Source organism: Ruegeria sp. G10 (genome assembly GCF_056533645.1).
This window is the reverse complement of the sequence record NZ_JBQFOQ010000004.1, coordinates 302,886-320,080: the sequence shown is the minus strand read 5'-3', so window position 1 is coordinate 320,080 and position 17,195 is coordinate 302,886. Positions and strand designations below refer to the sequence as shown.

At 58.6% G+C, this 17,195-nt stretch carries 12 protein-coding genes; 3 read left to right on the top strand and 9 right to left on the bottom strand.

The window, feature by feature from the left end:
• The 4 genes from ACR0KM_RS10160 to rpsL all read right to left on the bottom strand — a co-directional run.
• Positions 1 to 364, bottom strand: a 364-nt coding sequence (locus ACR0KM_RS10160) for a GTP-binding protein (RefSeq protein ID WP_480865483.1), incomplete at its 3' end; no start/stop codon positions are given.
• Positions 365 to 424: 60 nt separating this feature from the next.
• Positions 425 to 2,542 (bottom strand): elongation factor G, encoded by a 2,118-nt coding sequence (fusA, locus tag ACR0KM_RS10155; RefSeq protein ID WP_480534640.1) that lies wholly within the window; start codon positions 2,540 to 2,542, stop codon positions 425 to 427.
• A gap of 18 nt (positions 2,543 to 2,560) precedes the next feature.
• Complete coding sequence (gene rpsG / locus ACR0KM_RS10150) at positions 2,561 to 3,031, bottom strand: 30S ribosomal protein S7 (protein WP_039529242.1); 471 nt, start codon at positions 3,029 to 3,031, stop codon at positions 2,561 to 2,563.
• A gap of 15 nt (positions 3,032 to 3,046) precedes the next feature.
• Entirely contained in the window at positions 3,047 to 3,418 is a 372-nt protein-coding gene (gene rpsL / locus ACR0KM_RS10145; protein WP_005621086.1) for a 30S ribosomal protein S12, read from the bottom strand.
• A 396-nt stretch (positions 3,419 to 3,814) separates the two neighbouring features.
• Here rpsL and ACR0KM_RS10140 point away from each other — a divergent pair, with 396 nt between their 5' ends.
• Entirely contained in the window at positions 3,815 to 4,627 is an 813-nt protein-coding gene (locus ACR0KM_RS10140; protein WP_480861444.1) for a putative rhamnosyl transferase, read from the top strand.
• Here the strand turns inward: ACR0KM_RS10140 and ACR0KM_RS10135 are convergent.
• On the bottom strand, positions 4,615 to 5,481 hold the full coding sequence (locus ACR0KM_RS10135; protein ID WP_480861443.1) for a DMT family transporter: 867 nt from the start codon (positions 5,479 to 5,481) through the stop codon (positions 4,615 to 4,617). The two genes, ACR0KM_RS10140 and ACR0KM_RS10135, sit on opposite strands and share 13 nt — an antisense overlap.
• Before the next feature lie 138 nt (positions 5,482 to 5,619).
• Here ACR0KM_RS10135 and fosX point away from each other — a divergent pair, with 138 nt between their 5' ends.
• Positions 5,620 to 6,024, top strand: coding sequence for a FosX/FosE/FosI family fosfomycin resistance hydrolase (gene fosX / locus ACR0KM_RS10130; protein WP_480861442.1), 405 nt, complete (start codon positions 5,620 to 5,622; stop codon positions 6,022 to 6,024).
• A 118-nt stretch (positions 6,025 to 6,142) separates the two neighbouring features.
• Here the strand turns inward: fosX and rpoC are convergent, their stop codons facing one another.
• The 4 genes from rpoC to rplJ form a co-directional block, all read right to left on the bottom strand.
• Complete coding sequence (gene rpoC, locus ACR0KM_RS10125; RefSeq protein WP_480861441.1) at positions 6,143 to 10,384, bottom strand: DNA-directed RNA polymerase subunit beta'; 4,242 nt, start codon at positions 10,382 to 10,384, stop codon at positions 6,143 to 6,145.
• Between the two features lie 81 nt (positions 10,385 to 10,465).
• Complete coding sequence (gene rpoB / locus ACR0KM_RS10120; protein ID WP_480861440.1) at positions 10,466 to 14,602, bottom strand: DNA-directed RNA polymerase subunit beta; 4,137 nt, start codon at positions 14,600 to 14,602, stop codon at positions 10,466 to 10,468.
• Positions 14,603 to 14,852: 250 nt separating this feature from the next.
• On the bottom strand, positions 14,853 to 15,227 hold the full coding sequence (gene rplL / locus ACR0KM_RS10115; protein WP_010441182.1) for a 50S ribosomal protein L7/L12: 375 nt from the start codon (positions 15,225 to 15,227) through the stop codon (positions 14,853 to 14,855).
• A gap of 79 nt (positions 15,228 to 15,306) precedes the next feature.
• The gene (gene rplJ / locus ACR0KM_RS10110; RefSeq protein WP_170714638.1) at positions 15,307 to 15,825 is read right to left on the bottom strand and encodes a 50S ribosomal protein L10; all 519 of its coding nucleotides are present in this window, start codon (positions 15,823 to 15,825) and stop codon (positions 15,307 to 15,309) included.
• Positions 15,826 to 16,216: 391 nt separating this feature from the next.
• Here rplJ and ACR0KM_RS10105 point away from each other — a divergent pair, with 391 nt between their 5' ends.
• Complete coding sequence (locus tag ACR0KM_RS10105; protein ID WP_480861439.1) at positions 16,217 to 17,188, top strand: aminoglycoside phosphotransferase family protein; 972 nt, start codon at positions 16,217 to 16,219, stop codon at positions 17,186 to 17,188.
• Positions 17,189 to 17,195 lie beyond the last annotated feature (7 nt).

Sequence of the window (17,195 nt, the reverse complement as noted above, 5' to 3'; positions counted from 1 at the left end):
CAACCTGGCGGCCCAGCAGGATGTGCTCGCGGGTCTGCGGCATCGGGCCGTCTGCGGCGTTCACAACCAGGATCGCGCCGTCCATCTGAGCAGCACCGGTGATCATGTTCTTGACGTAGTCGGCGTGGCCGGGGCAGTCGACGTGCGCGTAGTGGCGGTTGTCGGTCTCGTATTCCACGTGAGCGGTCGAGATGGTGATGCCGCGCGCTTTCTCTTCCGGCGCACCGTCAATCTGGTCATACGCTTTGAAGTCACCAAAATACTTGGTGATTGCTGCGGTCAGCGTGGTCTTGCCGTGGTCAACGTGGCCAATCGTACCGATGTTGACGTGCGGTTTTGTACGCTCAAACTTTTCCTTTGCCATGATGGCCTCCTTTTTCGGTAATGAAGGGAGCGTGATACCCACGCTCCCTCAAATTGTCGCTTATGCGTATTTCGCCTGAATCTCGTCCGAGATGTTCTGCGGAACCGGATCGTAGTGGTCGAACTGCATGGTGAACTGGGCACGGCCCGACGACATCGAACGCAGGGTGTTGATGTAGCCGAACATGTTCGCCAGCGGAACAAACGCGTCAATCGCGATGGCGTTGCCGCGCGGTTCCTGACCAGAGACTTGGCCACGACGCGAAGTCAGGTCGCCGATGATACCGCCGGTATATTCTTCCGGGGTGATCACTTCGACCTTCATGATCGGTTCCAGCAGCTTCGCGCCAGCTTTGCGCATACCTTCACGCATACACATACGGGCCGCGATTTCGAACGCCAGAACGCTCGAGTCAACGTCGTGGAACTTACCGTCCAGCAGGGCAACCTTGAAGTCGATCACAGGGAAGCCAGCCAGCGGGCCGCTGTCCATGACCGAGTTGATGCCTTTTTCAACACCCGGGATGTATTCCTTCGGAACGGCACCACCAACGATGCGGCTTTCGAACGAATAGCCTTCGCCTGCCTCGGTCGGCTGAATCTCGAGCTTGACTTCCGCGAACTGACCCGAACCACCCGACTGTTTCTTGTGGGTGTAGGTGTGTTCGACCGGCATCGAGATAGTTTCGCGATAGGCCACCTGCGGCGCACCAATGTTCGCTTCCACCTTGAACTCACGCTTCAGACGGTCAACCAGGATGTCCAGGTGAAGTTCGCCCATGCCCTTCATGATGGTCTGACCGGATTCCAGATCAGTTTCCACACGGAAGGACGGGTCTTCGGCGGCCAGACGGGCCAGACCCTGAGACATTTTTTCCTGGTCGCCCTTGGTTTTGGGCTCAACCGCGATCTCGATTACCGGATCGGGGAAGGTCATGGTTTCCAGAACCACCGGGTCCTTCGCGTCACACAGGGTGTCACCGGTAGTGGTGTCTTTAAGACCCGCCAGCGCGATGATGTCGCCTGCAAACGCTTCTTCGATCTCTTCCCGGTTGTTCGAGTGCATCATCATCATACGACCGATGCGCTCTTTCTTACCTTTGGTCGAGTTCAGGATCGAGTCACCCTTGTTCATGGTGCCCGAGTAGATCCGGGTGAAGGTCAGCGAGCCAACAAAGGGGTCGTTCATGATTTTGAACGCCAGACCCGAAAACGCCATCGCGTCATCGGCACGACGTGCGATGTCACGAACTTCTTCTTCGTCGCCGGGTTTGAAGCCCATGTAATCAACAACGTCCAGCGGGCTGGGCAGATAGTCGATCACAGCGTTGAGCAGCGGCTGAACGCCTTTGTTCTTGAACGCCGAACCACCCAGAACCGGAACAAACGCGATGTCCAGAGTGCCTTTGCGCAGCAGGGCGCGCAGGGTCGGAACGTCGGGCTCATTGCCTTCCAGGTATTCCATCATCGCGTCGTCGTCCATTTCGACGGCCGCTTCGATCATCTTGCCGCGCCATTCGTCAGCCATGTCTTTCAGGCTGTCGCGGATGGGGGCTTTGATCCAGCTTGCGCCCAGATCTTCGCCCTGCCACAGCCACTCTTCCATGGTGACCAGGTCGATCAGACCTTCCAGCTCGGACTCGGCGCCGATCGGGATACCAACCGGAACAGCGCGTGCGCCGGTGCGGTCTTCGATCATGCGAACGCAGTTAAAGAAGTCTGCGCCGATCTTGTCCATCTTGTTGACGAAAACCATACGCGGAACCTTGTAGCGGTCAGCCTGACGCCACACGGTTTCGGTCTGGGGCTCAACACCGGCGTTTGCGTCCAGAACGCAGACGGCACCGTCGAGAACCGCCAGCGAACGTTCGACTTCGATGGTGAAGTCAACGTGGCCGGGGGTGTCGATGATGTTCAGGCGGTGCTTGGGGGTATCGGCGGTCTGACCGTCTTCGGTGCGTTCCCAGAAAGTGGTGGTCGCAGCCGAGGTGATGGTGATGCCGCGTTCCTGCTCCTGCTCCATCCAGTCCATGGTGGCTGCACCATCGTGCACCTCACCGATGTTGTGGGATTTGCCAGTGTAATACAGGATACGCTCCGAGCAGGTGGTCTTACCTGCGTCGATGTGCGCCATGATACCGAAGTTACGGTATAGTTCGAGCGGATATTCGCGTGCCATTTTTGATAAGCCTCTGAATTACCAACGGTAGTGGCTGAAGGCTTTGTTCGCCTCGGCCATCTTGTGGGTGTCTTCGCGCTTCTTCACGGCGGTACCGCGGGACTGTACAGCGTCCAGCAGTTCGCCGGCGAGGCGTTCTTCCATGGTGTTTTCGTTGCGGCCACGCGCAGCAGTGATCAGCCAGCGGATGGCCAGTGCTTCGCGGCGCTCGGGGCGCACTTCGACCGGAACCTGATAGGTTGCACCACCAACGCGGCGCGAGCGAACCTCGACCGACGGTTTGATGTTGTCGAGTGCTTCGTGGAACACTTCGACAGGTGCGCGCTTGATTTTGTTCTCAACGCGGTCAAAGGCGTTGTAAACGATGCGCTCTGCGACCGACTTCTTGCCGTCGATCATCAGGTTGTTCATGAATTTGGTCAGTACCTTGTCGCCAAATTTGGCGTCAGGCAGGACTTCGCGTTTTTCGGCGGCGTGACGACGTGACATATCAGCCTCTCCTTCTTACTTGGGACGCTTCGCGCCGTATTTCGAACGACGTTGCTTACGATCTTTGACGCCCTGAGTATCCAGAACACCGCGCAGGATGTGGTAACGCACACCGGGAAGGTCTTTTACACGGCCGCCACGGATCAGAACAACCGAGTGTTCCTGCAGGTTGTGGCTTTCACCGGGGATGTACGAGATGACCTCGAACCCGTTGGTCAGGCGCACCTTGGCAACCTTACGCATAGCCGAGTTCGGCTTTTTCGGTGTGGTTGTATATACACGTGTGCAGACGCCGCGTTTCTGCGGGCACTGCTCCAGGTGCATGGACTTCGAGCGTTTTACTTTGGGCTGCCGCGGTTTGCGGATCAGCTGTTGAATAGTTGGCATTCCGGTTTCTTCCCCGTTTTGCAACACACATGACATGCACGCGGGTTGCGTGCGGTTAAATTCGCTGCACTCATGCGTCCACAAGCGCAAAACCCGCGAGCGTTCCCATTCCGAGGTGAACGTCGCGGTTTGTTATCAGAGGGCGCGAACGATAAAAGTGTCCGGGCCTTGACCAGTTCATTACTGAAATCGGTTGTGGGGCGGCCCCCGGTACCGAGATGACGCGCGTAATAGGGGGAGTCGGCCCAAGTGTCAACAGTAACTCCCTGTCAGAAAGTTACGCCACCTGTTCCCCTATCTACGCGCCGGTTCTTGCAGTTTCCACCCCCGATGCCCGTTGCGGGTTTCGGGGCGCGCGGGCATAGTCACAGCGACGGTCTGAACCACGGATGAACCATGCAAATTCTCGGCCTGTGCCGCTTTTCCTACCCCGCCCTCGGAGGGTTTCAGACCGAACATGAAACCGTCGAAGAACGCCGCCGCTATCTCTATAACCCCGCCCGTCTTGAGGAACGGTTCCGCCTGTTCGAGGCCTCGACCCTGCCCTGTTTCCGTGAACAGACCGATGAGGATTTCAACTTCCTGATCGTGATCGGGGACTGCCTGCCCAAACCTGCCTTTGACCGGCTGCACGACCTGACCGAAGGCATAAAGCAGGTTCGGATCATCCAGAAATCCGCCGACACCCAGATGAGGCCGCGTCAGGTCATGAGATCGGTACTGAATGCGGCCCGCACCGATCCCGATCAGCCCTGTATCCAGTTCCGGCATGACGATGACGATGCGGTGTCGGTCGATCTGGTCGAGCGCCTGCGCATCGCAGCGCAAGACAGTGCGGGGCTGTTGGCGAATAATCAGATGGTCGGGATCGACTACAGCCTTGGGTATTTTGCCCGGTTCGGCCCCAACGGCGTCCGCGCGTCAGAGGTCTACAAACCCATGCTGGGGGTTGCGCAGGGCATGTATATCGCGGGCGGGTGTACACAGTCGGTCATGAATTTCACGCATCACCGCATCGCACGGTTCATGCCTGTCATCAGCTACTCGGATGCGCCGATGTGGGTGCGCACGCTAAACGGGTTCAACGATTCAAAACACGCGCGGAACAACAAGGATGAATTTGAGGCTCTGACGCCCGAGCTAGAGGGCGAATTCATCGCGCGCTTTGCCATCGATCAGGACGTGGTGCGGCGGGTTCACTCGGCCTGAGTGGACCTTTCCCGGAACAGCGTAAACAGCCCTGCCCCGACAACCAAAGCCGCCCCCAGCATCGTCACTGCATCAGGCCAGTCACCAAAGACCAACCAGCCCAGTACCAAGGCCCAGATCAGGCTGGAATAGCGGAACGGCGCGACAAAGCCGACCTCGCCCACGCGCATCACCATGACGCTGAACAGATAACCGCTGAGGACAAAGACCGCAGCGGATACCGTGAGCACGCCGGCAGTCAGCGGAACCGGCACCCAGCCCTCGAAGATCGAGACCACTGCCGCGGTCAGCGTGATCGTCAGCGATGTGGCCAGTGTGACCACCATCGACGGCACCTCGGCCGACATCCGCCGCGTGATCAGGTCCCGCAGGGTGACCGACGCAACCGCAATCAACGCGTAGACGGCGTAGAGGCTGAACCCATCCGGGCCGGGGCGCACGATCAGCAGCATTCCGGCAAAGCCCAGTGCGATCGCGGCGATCCGCCGCCAGCCGATACGCTCGCCAAACACCAAGGCCGCCCCGAGCGTGACCGTCAGGGGCAGCGCCTGCAGCACCGCGGTCACATTCGCCAGCGGCATATGCTTGAGAGCGGTCAGAAAGAAGAAAGTGGCGGACAGCTCACTAAGGCAGCGCAGGGCGATCAGCCCCTTGTCATGGCGCGGAAAGTTCAGATGCAGCGCGCCCAGATGGCGGGCCAGCAGAAAGACCAAAGCGGTCGCCACTGCGCCCCGGATCGCAACCAGTTGAAACAGCGGCAAATCCTGCAGCGCAACTTTGACCAGCGTGTCATTGACGGTAAAACCCGCCATGCTGCCCATCATCAGCAGCGCGCCTTTCATATTCGGGGTCATTCGGTCCTGATCCAATCGCACGTGAACGGGGCCATTGGCGGGCCAGCTCCGCCCGATGTCAACGTCTCAATGAAGACCCTCCTGACAGAGCCCTGCGCTCTGCTATGGTGAAATCCAGCCAAATCAAAGAGGTACACCGTGATCGAAGGCCTAAGTCATATGACGTTCATCGTAAAAGACCTCGACAAGATGGAGGAGATGCTGACGACCGTTCTGGATGCCAGAAAGATCTATGACAGCGGCGACACGACGTTTTCCCTGTCGAAAGAACGCTTCTTCGACATCGGCGGCATTTGGGTTGCCGCGATGGAGGGCGACCCGCTGGCCGAGAAAACTTACAATCATGTCGCCTTCAAGATGAGTGAATATGAATATGACGACCGGTTGCAGCGCATCCAGTCCCTCGGCCTCGAAGTGCGAGAAGGCCGGTCGCGGGTTTCGGGCGAAGGGCACTCGATCTACTTCTATGATCACGACAATCATATGTTCGAGTTGCACAGCGGCACACTGGAAGAGCGGTTGAGACGTTACGCCCAAGGCTGACTTTGGGGCCTGAAACTTGAAAAGTTTCAGGGGCGGTTTCTTTTCAAGAAACCGGGCACCCGCGAAAGAAAAAGGCCCCGCAAAACTGCAGGGCCTTAATCGGTTTACATCGTGATGCTTACTCGCGGCTTTCCGGGGTTTCCACCAGAACGTCCAGCTCATCCCCGACCATGTCGTCGTCAAAGCTCGGCGCGGCCAGAGCAGCGGCTGCTTCGGCCTCTTCCCGGCGGGCTTCGATGACCACATTGTCGCGCGACTGCGCGATGTGGCGGACGGCCTGCGTGGCCCCACCGGTACCGGCGGGGATCAGACGGCCAACGATGACGTTCTCTTTCAGGCCAACCAGTTTGTCCTTCTTGCCCTGAACCGACGCCTCGGTCAGAACGCGGGTGGTTTCCTGGAACGAGGCCGCCGAGATGAACGAACGCGTTTGCAGCGAAGCCTTGGTGATCCCCAGAAGGATCGGCTCGCCCTGTGCCGGACGACCACCGCGGGCGATGGTCTTCTCGTTGGCCGCGTCGAACTCCTGCTTGTCGACATGCTCGCCTTTCAGCAGGGTGGTGTCGCCTGAATCCAGGATCTCCCACTTCTGCAGCATCTGGCGCACGATGACCTCGATGTGCTTGTCGTTGATCTTCACGCCCTGCAGTCGATACACGTCCTGCACTTCGTCGATCATGTAATCCGCCAGCGCTTCGACACCCATGATGGACAGGATGTCATGCGGAGCCGGGTTACCGTCCATCAGGTATTCACCCTTCTGGATGAAGTCCCCTTCGGCGACCGGGATGTGCTTGCCCTTGGGCACCATGTACTCGATGGTCTCCATGGACTCGTCAGCCGGTTCGATGCTGATGCGGCGCTTGTTCTTGTAGTCGCGGCCAAAGCGCACGTAACCATCGGCTTCGGCGATGATCGCGTGATCTTTCGGACGGCGGGCTTCGAACAGTTCGGCCACACGCGGCAGACCACCGGTGATGTCCTTGGTCTTGGCACCTTCACGCGGGATACGCGCGACAACGTCACCGGCTTCGACCTGCTGACCGTCTTCGACCGACAAGATCGCATCCACCGACATCGGATAGTGAACCGGGTTGCCCGCATCGTTGCGGACCGGCTCGCCATCTTCGCCGACCAGAATGATCTCGGGCTTGAGGTCGCTGCCTTTGGGGGCGGCGCGCCAGTCGATCACGATCTTCTGGGTCATACCGGTTGCTTCGTCGGTCTCGTCGCGGACAGCCAGGCCCGACACAAGGTCAACGTATTTCGCAGTACCGGCTTTCTCGGCGATGATCGGCAGGGTGTAGGGATCCCATTCGAACAGCTTGTCGCCACGGGCCACTTTGGTGCCGTCCTTGACGAACAGCTTGGAGCCATAGCCCAGCTTGTGGCTGGCACGCTCTTCGCCGTGTTCGTCGCTGATCACCAGCTTCATGTTCCGGCCCATGACCAGGCTTTCGCCTGCGGCATTGACCAGAATCTGCGGGTTCTCGAAGGAAACAACACCTTCCTGGCTGGCTTCCTGGAACGACTGCTGGCCACCTTGCGCAACACCACCGATGTGGAAGGTCCGCATCGTCAGCTGTGTGCCGGGTTCACCGATGGACTGGGCGGCGATGATGCCGACAGCCTCACCTGTGTTCACCATGGTACCGCGTGCAAGGTCACGACCATAGCAGGTTGCACAGACGCCTTCCTCGGACTCACAGGTCAGAGGCGAGCGGATGCGCATCGACGCGATACCGGCCTCGTCAATGGTGTCGGCCATACGCTCGTCGATCAGTTGACCAGCGGCCACGATCACCTCATCCGTGCCCGGACGCAGAACATCGTCTGCGGCCACACGGCCCAGCACGCGTTCGGCCAGCGAGGCGACAACCTCACCGTCGTTCACAGCTGCTTCGGCGGTGATGGCGCGTTCGGTTCCGCAGTCGATCTCACGAACGATGCAGTCTTGTGCCACATCCACCAGACGACGGGTCAGGTAACCCGAGTTCGCCGTCTTCAGAGCGGTATCCGACAGACCCTTACGGGCACCGTGGGTCGAGTTGAAGTACTCGAGAACGGTCAGACCTTCTTTAAAGTTCGAGATGATCGGCGTCTCGATGATGTCACCGTTCGGCTTGGCCATCAGGCCGCGCATACCGCCCAGCTGTTTCATCTGAGTGACCGAGCCACGCGCACCCGAGTGGGCCATCATGTAGACCGAGTTCGGTTCCTGCTCGGAACCGTCCTCTGCCCGATCCGACGACGAGATCGTCGACATCATGGCTTCGGTGACGCGGTCGTTACACTTCGACCAGGCATCAACAACTTTGTTGTACTTTTCGCCCTGAGTGATCAGGCCGTCCATGTACTGCTGTTCAAAGTCTTTCACCTGACCGCGGGTGTCATCAACGATGCCCCACTTGTCATCCGGAATCACCATGTCGTCCTTACCGAACGAGATGCCCGCCTTGAACGCTTCTTTGAAGCCCATCGACATGATCTGGTCACAGAAGATAACCGACTCTTTCTGACCGCAATACCGGTAGACGGTGTCGATCACCTGCTGCACTTCTTTCTTCCGCAGCAGGCGGTTGACCAGCTCGAACGGCGCTTTGTTGTTCATCGGCAGCAAGGCACCCAGACGCAAACGGCCCGGAGTGGTCTCGAAACGCTTCTGAACTTCGTTGCCTTCGTCGTCGATCTGCGTGATCCGCGCGGTGATTTTCGAGTGCAGATGCACCTCACCCGCGTCCAGCGCGTGCTGAACTTCTTCGATCGAGCCAAAGACCTTGCCTTCGCCCGGCATGCCTTCGCGTTCCAGGGTCACATAGTACAGACCCAGGATCATATCCTGCGACGGAACAATAATGGGCGCGCCGTTTGCGGGCGACAGAACGTTGTTCGTCGACATCATCAGAACACGGGCTTCCAACTGGGCCTCAAGGCTCAGCGGGACGTGCACAGCCATCTGGTCACCGTCGAAGTCGGCGTTAAAGGCCGAACAGACCAGCGGGTGCAGCTGGATGGCTTTACCTTCGATCAGGACCGGCTCGAACGCCTGAATGCCAAGACGGTGCAGCGTCGGCGCACGGTTCAGCATGACAGGGTGTTCGCGGATCACCTCGTCGAGGATATCCCACACCTCGGGACGCTCTTTCTCGACCAGTTTCTTCGCCTGTTTCACGGTCGAAGACAGACCCTTGGCTTCAAGGCGCGAGTAGATAAACGGCTTGAACAGCTCCAGCGCCATCTTTTTGGGCAGACCACACTGGTGCAGTTTGAGTTCCGGACCGGTCACAATGACCGAACGGCCCGAGAAGTCGACGCGTTTCCCCAGAAGGTTCTGACGGAAGCGACCCTGCTTACCCTTCAGCATGTCCGACAGCGATTTCAGCGGGCGCTTGTTGGCGCCGGTGATCACGCGACCACGACGGCCGTTGTCGAACAGAGCATCCACGGATTCCTGCAGCATCCGCTTTTCGTTGCGGACGATGATGTCAGGCGCGCGCAGCTCGATCAGACGCTTCAGACGGTTGTTCCGGTTGATGACGCGGCGATACAGATCGTTCAGATCCGAGGTCGCGAAACGGCCACCATCCAGCGGAACCAGCGGACGCAGTTCCGGCGGGATGACCGGGATCACGGTCATCACCATCCATTCGGGGCGGTTGCCCGACTCGAGGAAGGATTCAACAACTTTCAGACGCTTGATGATCTTCTTGGGCTTCAGTTCACCAGTCGCTTCGGCCAGATCAGCGCGCAGCTGCTCGGCTTCGGCTTCCAGATCGATCTGGGCCAACATCTCACGAATGGCTTCAGCACCGATATTGGCGGTGAACGCGTCCATGCCATAGGCATCCTGCGCATCCATGTACTCTTCTTCGGTCAGCATTTGGCCGTAAGTCAGGTCGGTCAGACCGGGCTCGATGACGACGTAGTTTTCAAAGTACAGAACGCGTTCCAGATCGCGCAGCGTCATGTCCAGCATCAGACCGATGCGGGACGGCAGCGATTTCAGGAACCAGATATGTGCGACGGGTGCTGCCAGTTCGATGTGGCCCATACGCTCGCGGCGGACTTTCTGCAGGGTGACTTCCACGCCACATTTTTCGCAGACAACGCCGCGATACTTCATCCGCTTATATTTGCCGCACAGACATTCGTAGTCTTTGATCGGGCCAAAGATACGCGCGCAGAACAGACCGTCACGCTCGGGCTTGAACGTCCGGTAGTTGATGGTTTCGGGTTTCTTGATCTCGCCATAGGACCAAGACAGAATCCGCTCGGGCGATGCCAGCGAGACCTTGATCTCGTCGAAAACCTTCGGGGGCGTCAGCGGGTTGAACGGGTTGTTGGTGATTTCCTGGTTCATTTGTTACCTCAAATCTTGCGGAAGGGGGGAGAGGGGAGCGGAAACTTTAAAAGTTTCCGCCCAAGAATTTTTTCAAAATTCTTATTCCTCAACCTCCGCATCCAGGAGTTCCATATTCAGGCCGAGGCCACGGACTTCTTTCACCAGAACGTTGAACGATTCCGGTACGCCCGCTTCAAAGTTATCCTCGCCCTTGACGATCGACTCATAGACCTTGGTCCGGCCGGCGACGTCATCCGATTTCACGGTGAGCATCTCCTGCAGGGTGTAGGCGGCGCCGTAAGCTTCCAGAGCCCAGACCTCCATCTCACCAAAGCGCTGACCACCGAACTGCGCCTTACCACCCAGCGGCTGCTGGGTAACCAAGCTGTACGGACCGGTCGAACGCGCGTGGATCTTGTCATCCACCAGGTGGTGCAGTTTCAGCAGGTACTTGATGCCCACGGTCACCGGACGTGCGAATTGCTCACCGGTACGACCGTCGAACAGAACCGACTGACCGCTTTCCGAGAAGCCCGCACGCACCAGCGCGTCGTTGACATCCGCCTCTTTGGCACCGTCAAAGACCGGGGTTGCGATCGGAACACCGCGGGTCACGTTGCCCGCAGCCTCGATCAGGCCATCCTCGTCCAGACCGGTGATGCCTTCTTCGTAGACATCCTCGCCATAGGCCAGCTTCATCGCTTCGCGCACCGGGGTCAGATCGCCGGACCGGCGGTATTCACCCAGAGCGTCGTCGATGTTCAGACCCAGACCGCGCGCGGCCCAACCCATGTGGGTTTCAAGGATCTGACCAACGTTCATACGCGACGGCACACCCAGCGGGTTCAGACAGAAGTCAACCGGCGTACCATCGGCCAGGAACGGCATGTCTTCCATCGGAACAACCTTGGAGATCACACCTTTGTTCCCGTGACGACCGGCCATCTTGTCGCCCGGCTGCAGCTTACGCTTCACGGCGATGAAGACTTTGACCATCTTCATCACACCCGGCGGCAGGTCGTCGCCACGGCGGACTTTCTCGACCTTGTCTTCGAAACGAGCGTCCAGAGCACGCTTTTGCACTTCGTACTGCTCGTTCAGAGCCTCAACGATCTGTGCGTCCTGCTCGCCTTCCAGCGCCAGCTGCCACCACTGACCACGGGTCAGGGTTTCCAGCAGATCCTCGGTGATCACCGAGCCTGCCTTGACACCTTTCGGGCCTTTGACAGCGGTTTTACCCAGGATCAGACCTTGCAGACGCGCATAGATGTTGCGGTCCAGGATCGCCAGTTCGTCGTCCCGGTCACGGGCCAGACGTTCGACTTCCTCACGCTCGATCTGCAGCGCACGTTCGTCTTTTTCCACACCGTGACGGTTGAAGACGCGGACCTCAACGACCGTCCCGTAATCGCCCGGCTTCACGCGCAGCGAGGTGTCACGCACGTCAGATGCTTTTTCACCAAAGATGGCGCGCAGCAGCTTTTCTTCCGGGGTCATCGGGCTTTCGCCCTTCGGAGTGATCTTGCCGACCAGAATATCGCCCGGCTCAACATCCGCGCCGATGTACACGATGCCCGCCTCGTCTAGGTTGCGCAGCGCTTCTTCACCGACGTTGGGGATGTCGCGGGTGATCTCTTCCGGGCCCAGCTTGGTGTCACGGGCGGCGACTTCAAACTCCTCGATATGAACCGAGGTAAAGACGTCATCACGCGCGATACGTTCCGAGATCAGGATCGAGTCTTCGTAGTTGTAACCGTTCCACGGCATGAACGCGACGACCACGTTCTTACCAAGCGCCAGTTCACCCATATCGGTCGACGGACCGTCAGCAATGACCTCGCCCTTCTGGACGGTGTCACCCACCTTGATCAGCGGACGCTGGTTGATGCAGGTGTTCTGGTTCGACCGCTGGAATTTGCGCAGACGATAGATGTCAACGCCAGCGTCGCCCAGTTCCAGATCCTCAGTCGCGCGGATAACGATACGCTGGGCATCGACCTGGTCGATGATACCGGCGCGTTTCGCCTGAATCGCAGCGCCTGAGTCGATCGCAACCTTTTCCTCGATACCGGTGCCGACCAGCGGTGCCTCAGCCCGCAGCAGCGGAACCGCCTGACGTTGCATGTTCGAGCCCATCAGAGCGCGGTTGGCGTCGTCGTTTTCAAGGAACGGGATCAGCGATGCAGCTACTGACACCAGCTGTTTCGGCGACACGTCGATCAGGTCCACATTCTCGCGCGGAGCAAGCGTGTAGTCGCCGGCCTGACGGGTCGACACCAGATCGTTGATGAACTTGCCATCTGCGTCCAACGTCGCGTTCGCCTGAGCCACGGTGTGACGCATTTCCTCGGTCGCGGACATGTAGTGAACCTCATCGGTCACCTCAGCGTCTTTGACAACGCGGTAGGGTGTTTCGATGAAGCCATACTTGTTCACGCGGGCGAAGGTGGCCAGCGAGTTGATCAGACCGATGTTCGGGCCTTCGGGCGTTTCAATTGGGCACATCCGGCCATAATGGGTCGGGTGTACGTCGCGCACCTCAAAGCCTGCACGCTCACGTGTCAGACCACCGGGGCCAAGCGCCGAGAGGCGGCGTTTGTGGGTGACTTCCGACAGCGGGTTGGTCTGGTCCATGAACTGCGACAGCTGCGACGAGCCGAAGAATTCACGAACAGCAGCCGCAGCCGGTTTCGCGTTGATCAGGTCCTGCGGCATGACGGTGTCAATCTCGACCGACGACATACGCTCTTTGATCGCGCGCTCCATACGCAGCAGGCCAACGCGGTACTGGTTTTCCATCAGTTCGCCGACCGAACGCACACGACGGTTGCCGAGGTGGTCGATATCGTCCACGTCGCCTTTGCCGTCACGCAGCTCGACCAGAGCCTTGATGCAGGCCACGATGTCTTCGCGACGCAGGGTGCGCAGGGTGTCAGGCGCGTCCAGAGCCAGACGCATGTTCATTTTCACACGGCCAACGGCGGACAGGTCATAGCGCTCGCTGTCGAAGAACAGGGTGTCGAACAGGGCGGAGGCCGCTTCGACGGTGGGCGGCTCGCCCGGGCGCATGACGCGGTAGATGTCCATCAGCGCGCTTTCACGGTTCAGGTTCTTGTCCTGAGCCATGGTGTTGCGCATGTAGGGGCCAACGTTGACGTTGTCGATGTCCAGAACCGGGATGTCGGTGATGCCCGCATCCATCAGGTCCTTGACGGTGCCACCGATCAGGTCGCCGTCTTTGTCATACTCAAGGGTCAGCTCATCGCCGGCTTCGACATAGATCGCGCCGTTTTCCTCGTTGATGATGTCCTTGGCAACGTACTTGCCGACGATGTTGTCGAAGGGCACCAGCAGGTCGGTGACGCTGCCTTCGTCGATCAGCTTCTTGACCGCGCGCGGGGTGACTTTCTTGCCGGCTTCGGCAATCACTTCACCGGATTTCGCGTCGATCAGATCATATGTCGGACGGGTGCCGCGCACACGCTCGGGGAAGAACGGCGTGACCCAGCCTTTCTTCTTATCCAGCTTGTAGGACACGGTGTTGTAATACGCGTCCATGATCGCTTCCTGATCCAGACCCAGCGCATAAAGCAGGGTGGTCACAGGCAGTTTGCGGCGACGGTCGATACGGGCGAACACGATGTCCTTGGCGTCGAACTCAAAGTCCAGCCAGCTGCCGCGATACGGGATGATGCGGCAGGCAAACAGCAGTTTGCCCGAGGAATGGGTCTTGCCCTTGTCGTGGTCAAAGAACACACCGGGCGAGCGGTGCATCTGGGAGACGATCACACGCTCGGTGCCGTTCACGATGAAGGTACCATTCGGCGTCATCAGGGGCATATCGCCCATGAACACGTCCTGTTCTTTGATATCTTTGACCGATTTCGCGCCGGTGTCCTCATCGACATCAAACACGATCAGACGCAGAGTGACCTTGAGCGGCGCGCTGTAGGTCATGTCGCGCTGCATGCACTCTTCGACGTCGTATTTGGGTTTTTCCAGATCGTATTTCACGAACTCCAGCACGGAGGTTTCGTTGAAATCCTTGATCGGGAAAACCGACTGGAACACGCCTTTGATGCCTTCGCCGTCTGTGGGCTGTTCTGCATCGCCGGAGCGCAGGAAAAGATCATAAGAAGATTTCTGGACCTCAATGAGGTTCGGCATTTCCAAAACTTCGCGGATTTTGCCGTAATATTTACGAAGACGTTTCTGGCCAAGGAACGTTTGAGCCATGTCAGATGTCACCTTTCGATGTTCTCAGCGGGCAAAGACACCGTCGGGCCCCGGCATCTTGCACAATCGAGACAACACGTCCGGATCAATTCGTGGCCACCGTCCCGAAGGCGGCCTCCCGATCCGAAAACCGTGTCTTAGAAAACGCCCCTGCGAATGAGGCCCTTTCTAAGACAGGTTCGGCTGGACCCGGATTTCTCCGGACCCAGCCAAATTTTGCGGCGCATCAGCGATGCACCTGTCGGTTGGCTTAGGCCAGCTCGACTTCGGCGCCAGCTGCTTCCAGCTTGCCTTTGACTTCTTCGGCTTCGTCTTTCGACACGCCTTCTTTGATCTTGCCGCCAGCTTCGACCAGTTCCTTGGCTTCTTTCAGGCCCAGACCGGTGATGCCGCGAACTTCTTTGATCACGTTGATTTTCGAAGCGCCGGCGTTCTTCAGAACGACGTCGAATTCGGTTTTTTCTTCCTCAGCTGCGCCACCGGCGTCGCCACCGGCTGCAACCATTACGGCGCCGCCAGCTGCGGGCTCGATGCCGTATTCGTCTTTGAGGATGGTTTTCAGTTCTTGTGCTTCCAGCAGGGTCAGACCCACGATGCTTTCTGCGAGTGCTTTCAGATCAGCCATTTTATCAGCTCTTTCCGTTTACAGTGTGTGTTCCAACGTCAGGGGCAATCCCCTACGCAGATCATTCAGTGCCAACCGCTTACGCAGCTTCCGCCTTCTCTTCGATGGTGGAAAGGATGCTTGCGATGTTGCTTGCAGGTGCGCCAATCGCGCCGGCGATGTTCGAAGCAGGTGCGCCAATGCAGCCCACGATCGAAGCAATAAGCTCCTCGCGAGACGGCATTTTCGAAACTGTTTCGACGCCTTTGCGGTCCAGAGCGTTCTCGCCCATTGCACCGCCAAGGATTTCGAACTTCTTGTTTTCCTTGGCGAAGTCCTCGGCCACCTTGGCTGCTGCCACGGGGTCCTCGGAATAGGTCAGAACGGTCATCCCTGTCAGCAGGTCGGCCATGCTTTCACACGGCTTACCCTCAAGGGCGATTTTGGCGAGCCTGTTCTTGGCAACACGCACGGAACCGCCCGCGTCACGTGCACGTGCGCGAAGGTCCTGCATCTCGGCAACTGTCAGACCGGCGTAGTGAGCAACCACTACGACGCCAGAGCTTTCGAAGATTTGGCCGAGTTCCTCGACCACTTTCTCTTTCTGGGCTCTATCCACAGTTCTCTCCAAGTTAGGGGCGATATCTCACCCCGGCTCATATTTGCCGCAGCTTTCGCTCCGGCGTTCAGGTCCGTTGTTACGGGATTGGCCAAAATGCGCCCGAGGGTGGGACCCTCAGAATTCTTTGGTCTTACCCGTCTCAGGCAGGGAATTAAGGGGCCATATGGCACCACCCACCGTCTTGGACGAAACGAAATAAAGCGCACGACGAATCGCACGCTTTACTCCGCAAGTCTCTTTAGGGCAGACGCGCGGGGTTTCCAAGGGGTAAATTGTCCTTTTCAAAGGCTTCGCAGGATATCGCGCAGCGAGCGGGATTGACATGCCTGCGCCTGTGGTGTCCCGTCACACCAATGTATGACGAACAACGCTGCAATCCCACCCCGGCATGCTGACCCTCACACCTGACGAAACGCAGCGGGCCACGCAATATAGCGAAGAATTTGCGCAGGCCACCCGCTCGGGGCCAGTCACCTCTATTGTCGGCGTCAAGCGCTCGCACGACTTTCCGGGCAAGCGGCTGGTTCTGCGCCTAACCACCGACAATCGCGATTTCGCGCTCAAGATCGATCTGGACTCGCCCGAAACCGGTCGCTTGCAGCACGAATACAGCGTTCTGACCGACCTGAGCGCGCATTTTGCAAAAACTGCAACGTCACGGGTCGTAACCCCCACCTATCTTTCGCCATCGGGTCAGTTCTTTGTCACCGAGTTCGTCGACCGTACCACAGCACTGGACGTGATCTATAACGAGCCCGACGACAACAGGGTTGCGCAGGTTTATCGCCGGGCGGGGGCGTGGCTGCATGACCTGCACAGCGTGCAACCGGCGCAGCCTTACGCGTTCTGGCCACAATGGATGATGGAGCGCATCCGCAATTCCTCGGACACCATCAAGTCGCATGTCCGCAATGATTATCAACGGATGATGAACATCATGCGCGCGGACGCGGTGCATCTGCGCGGGCGCGAAGACACACGCGTGTTCTCGCACGGAGATTTCCACGGCCTGAACCTGATCCTGGGTCAGGGCACAGCCATCGGGCTGGATTTCACCGAAGCGCGGGACAAGCTGGCGGTCTACGATATCGTCGATTTCCTGAAAGCCGATGTATTTCGCCCCGGAGATGCCGAAGATTTGGACCGCAGCGGCATCTTGCGTCGCAACAAAGCGATGTTCTTTCGCCTCTATCGCCATCCGATAAACATCGACATCCTGGACTTTTGCCTGCGCGGTCGGCTGATGCGTGACTGGTTGCTGTTGTGCCAGCAAGACCGCGACTACAGCGACTATGAACGCCATCGCGCAGACCGCCTGCGGTTGCGGCTGAAACTGACCTTGACCGATACGTTGATCTGAGGCGCGC

Coding starts and splice junctions, on each gene's coding strand:
- fusA (WP_480534640.1), bottom strand. CDS start 2,542: ATGGCACGCGAATATCCGCTCGAACTATACCGTAACTTCGGTATCATG.
- rpsG (WP_039529242.1), bottom strand. CDS start 3,031: ATGTCACGTCGTCACGCCGCCGAAAAACGCGAAGTCCTGCCTGACGCC.
- rpsL (WP_005621086.1), bottom strand. CDS start 3,418: ATGCCAACTATTCAACAGCTGATCCGCAAACCGCGGCAGCCCAAAGTA.
- ACR0KM_RS10140 (WP_480861444.1), top strand. CDS start 3,815: ATGCAAATTCTCGGCCTGTGCCGCTTTTCCTACCCCGCCCTCGGAGGG.
- ACR0KM_RS10135 (WP_480861443.1), bottom strand. CDS start 5,481: ATGACCCCGAATATGAAAGGCGCGCTGCTGATGATGGGCAGCATGGCG.
- rpoC (WP_480861441.1), bottom strand. CDS start 10,384: ATGAACCAGGAAATCACCAACAACCCGTTCAACCCGCTGACGCCCCCG.
- rpoB (WP_480861440.1), bottom strand. CDS start 14,602: ATGGCTCAAACGTTCCTTGGCCAGAAACGTCTTCGTAAATATTACGGC.
- rplL (WP_010441182.1), bottom strand. CDS start 15,227: ATGGCTGATCTGAAAGCACTCGCAGAAAGCATCGTGGGTCTGACCCTG.
- ACR0KM_RS10105 (WP_480861439.1), top strand. CDS start 16,217: ATGCTGACCCTCACACCTGACGAAACGCAGCGGGCCACGCAATATAGC.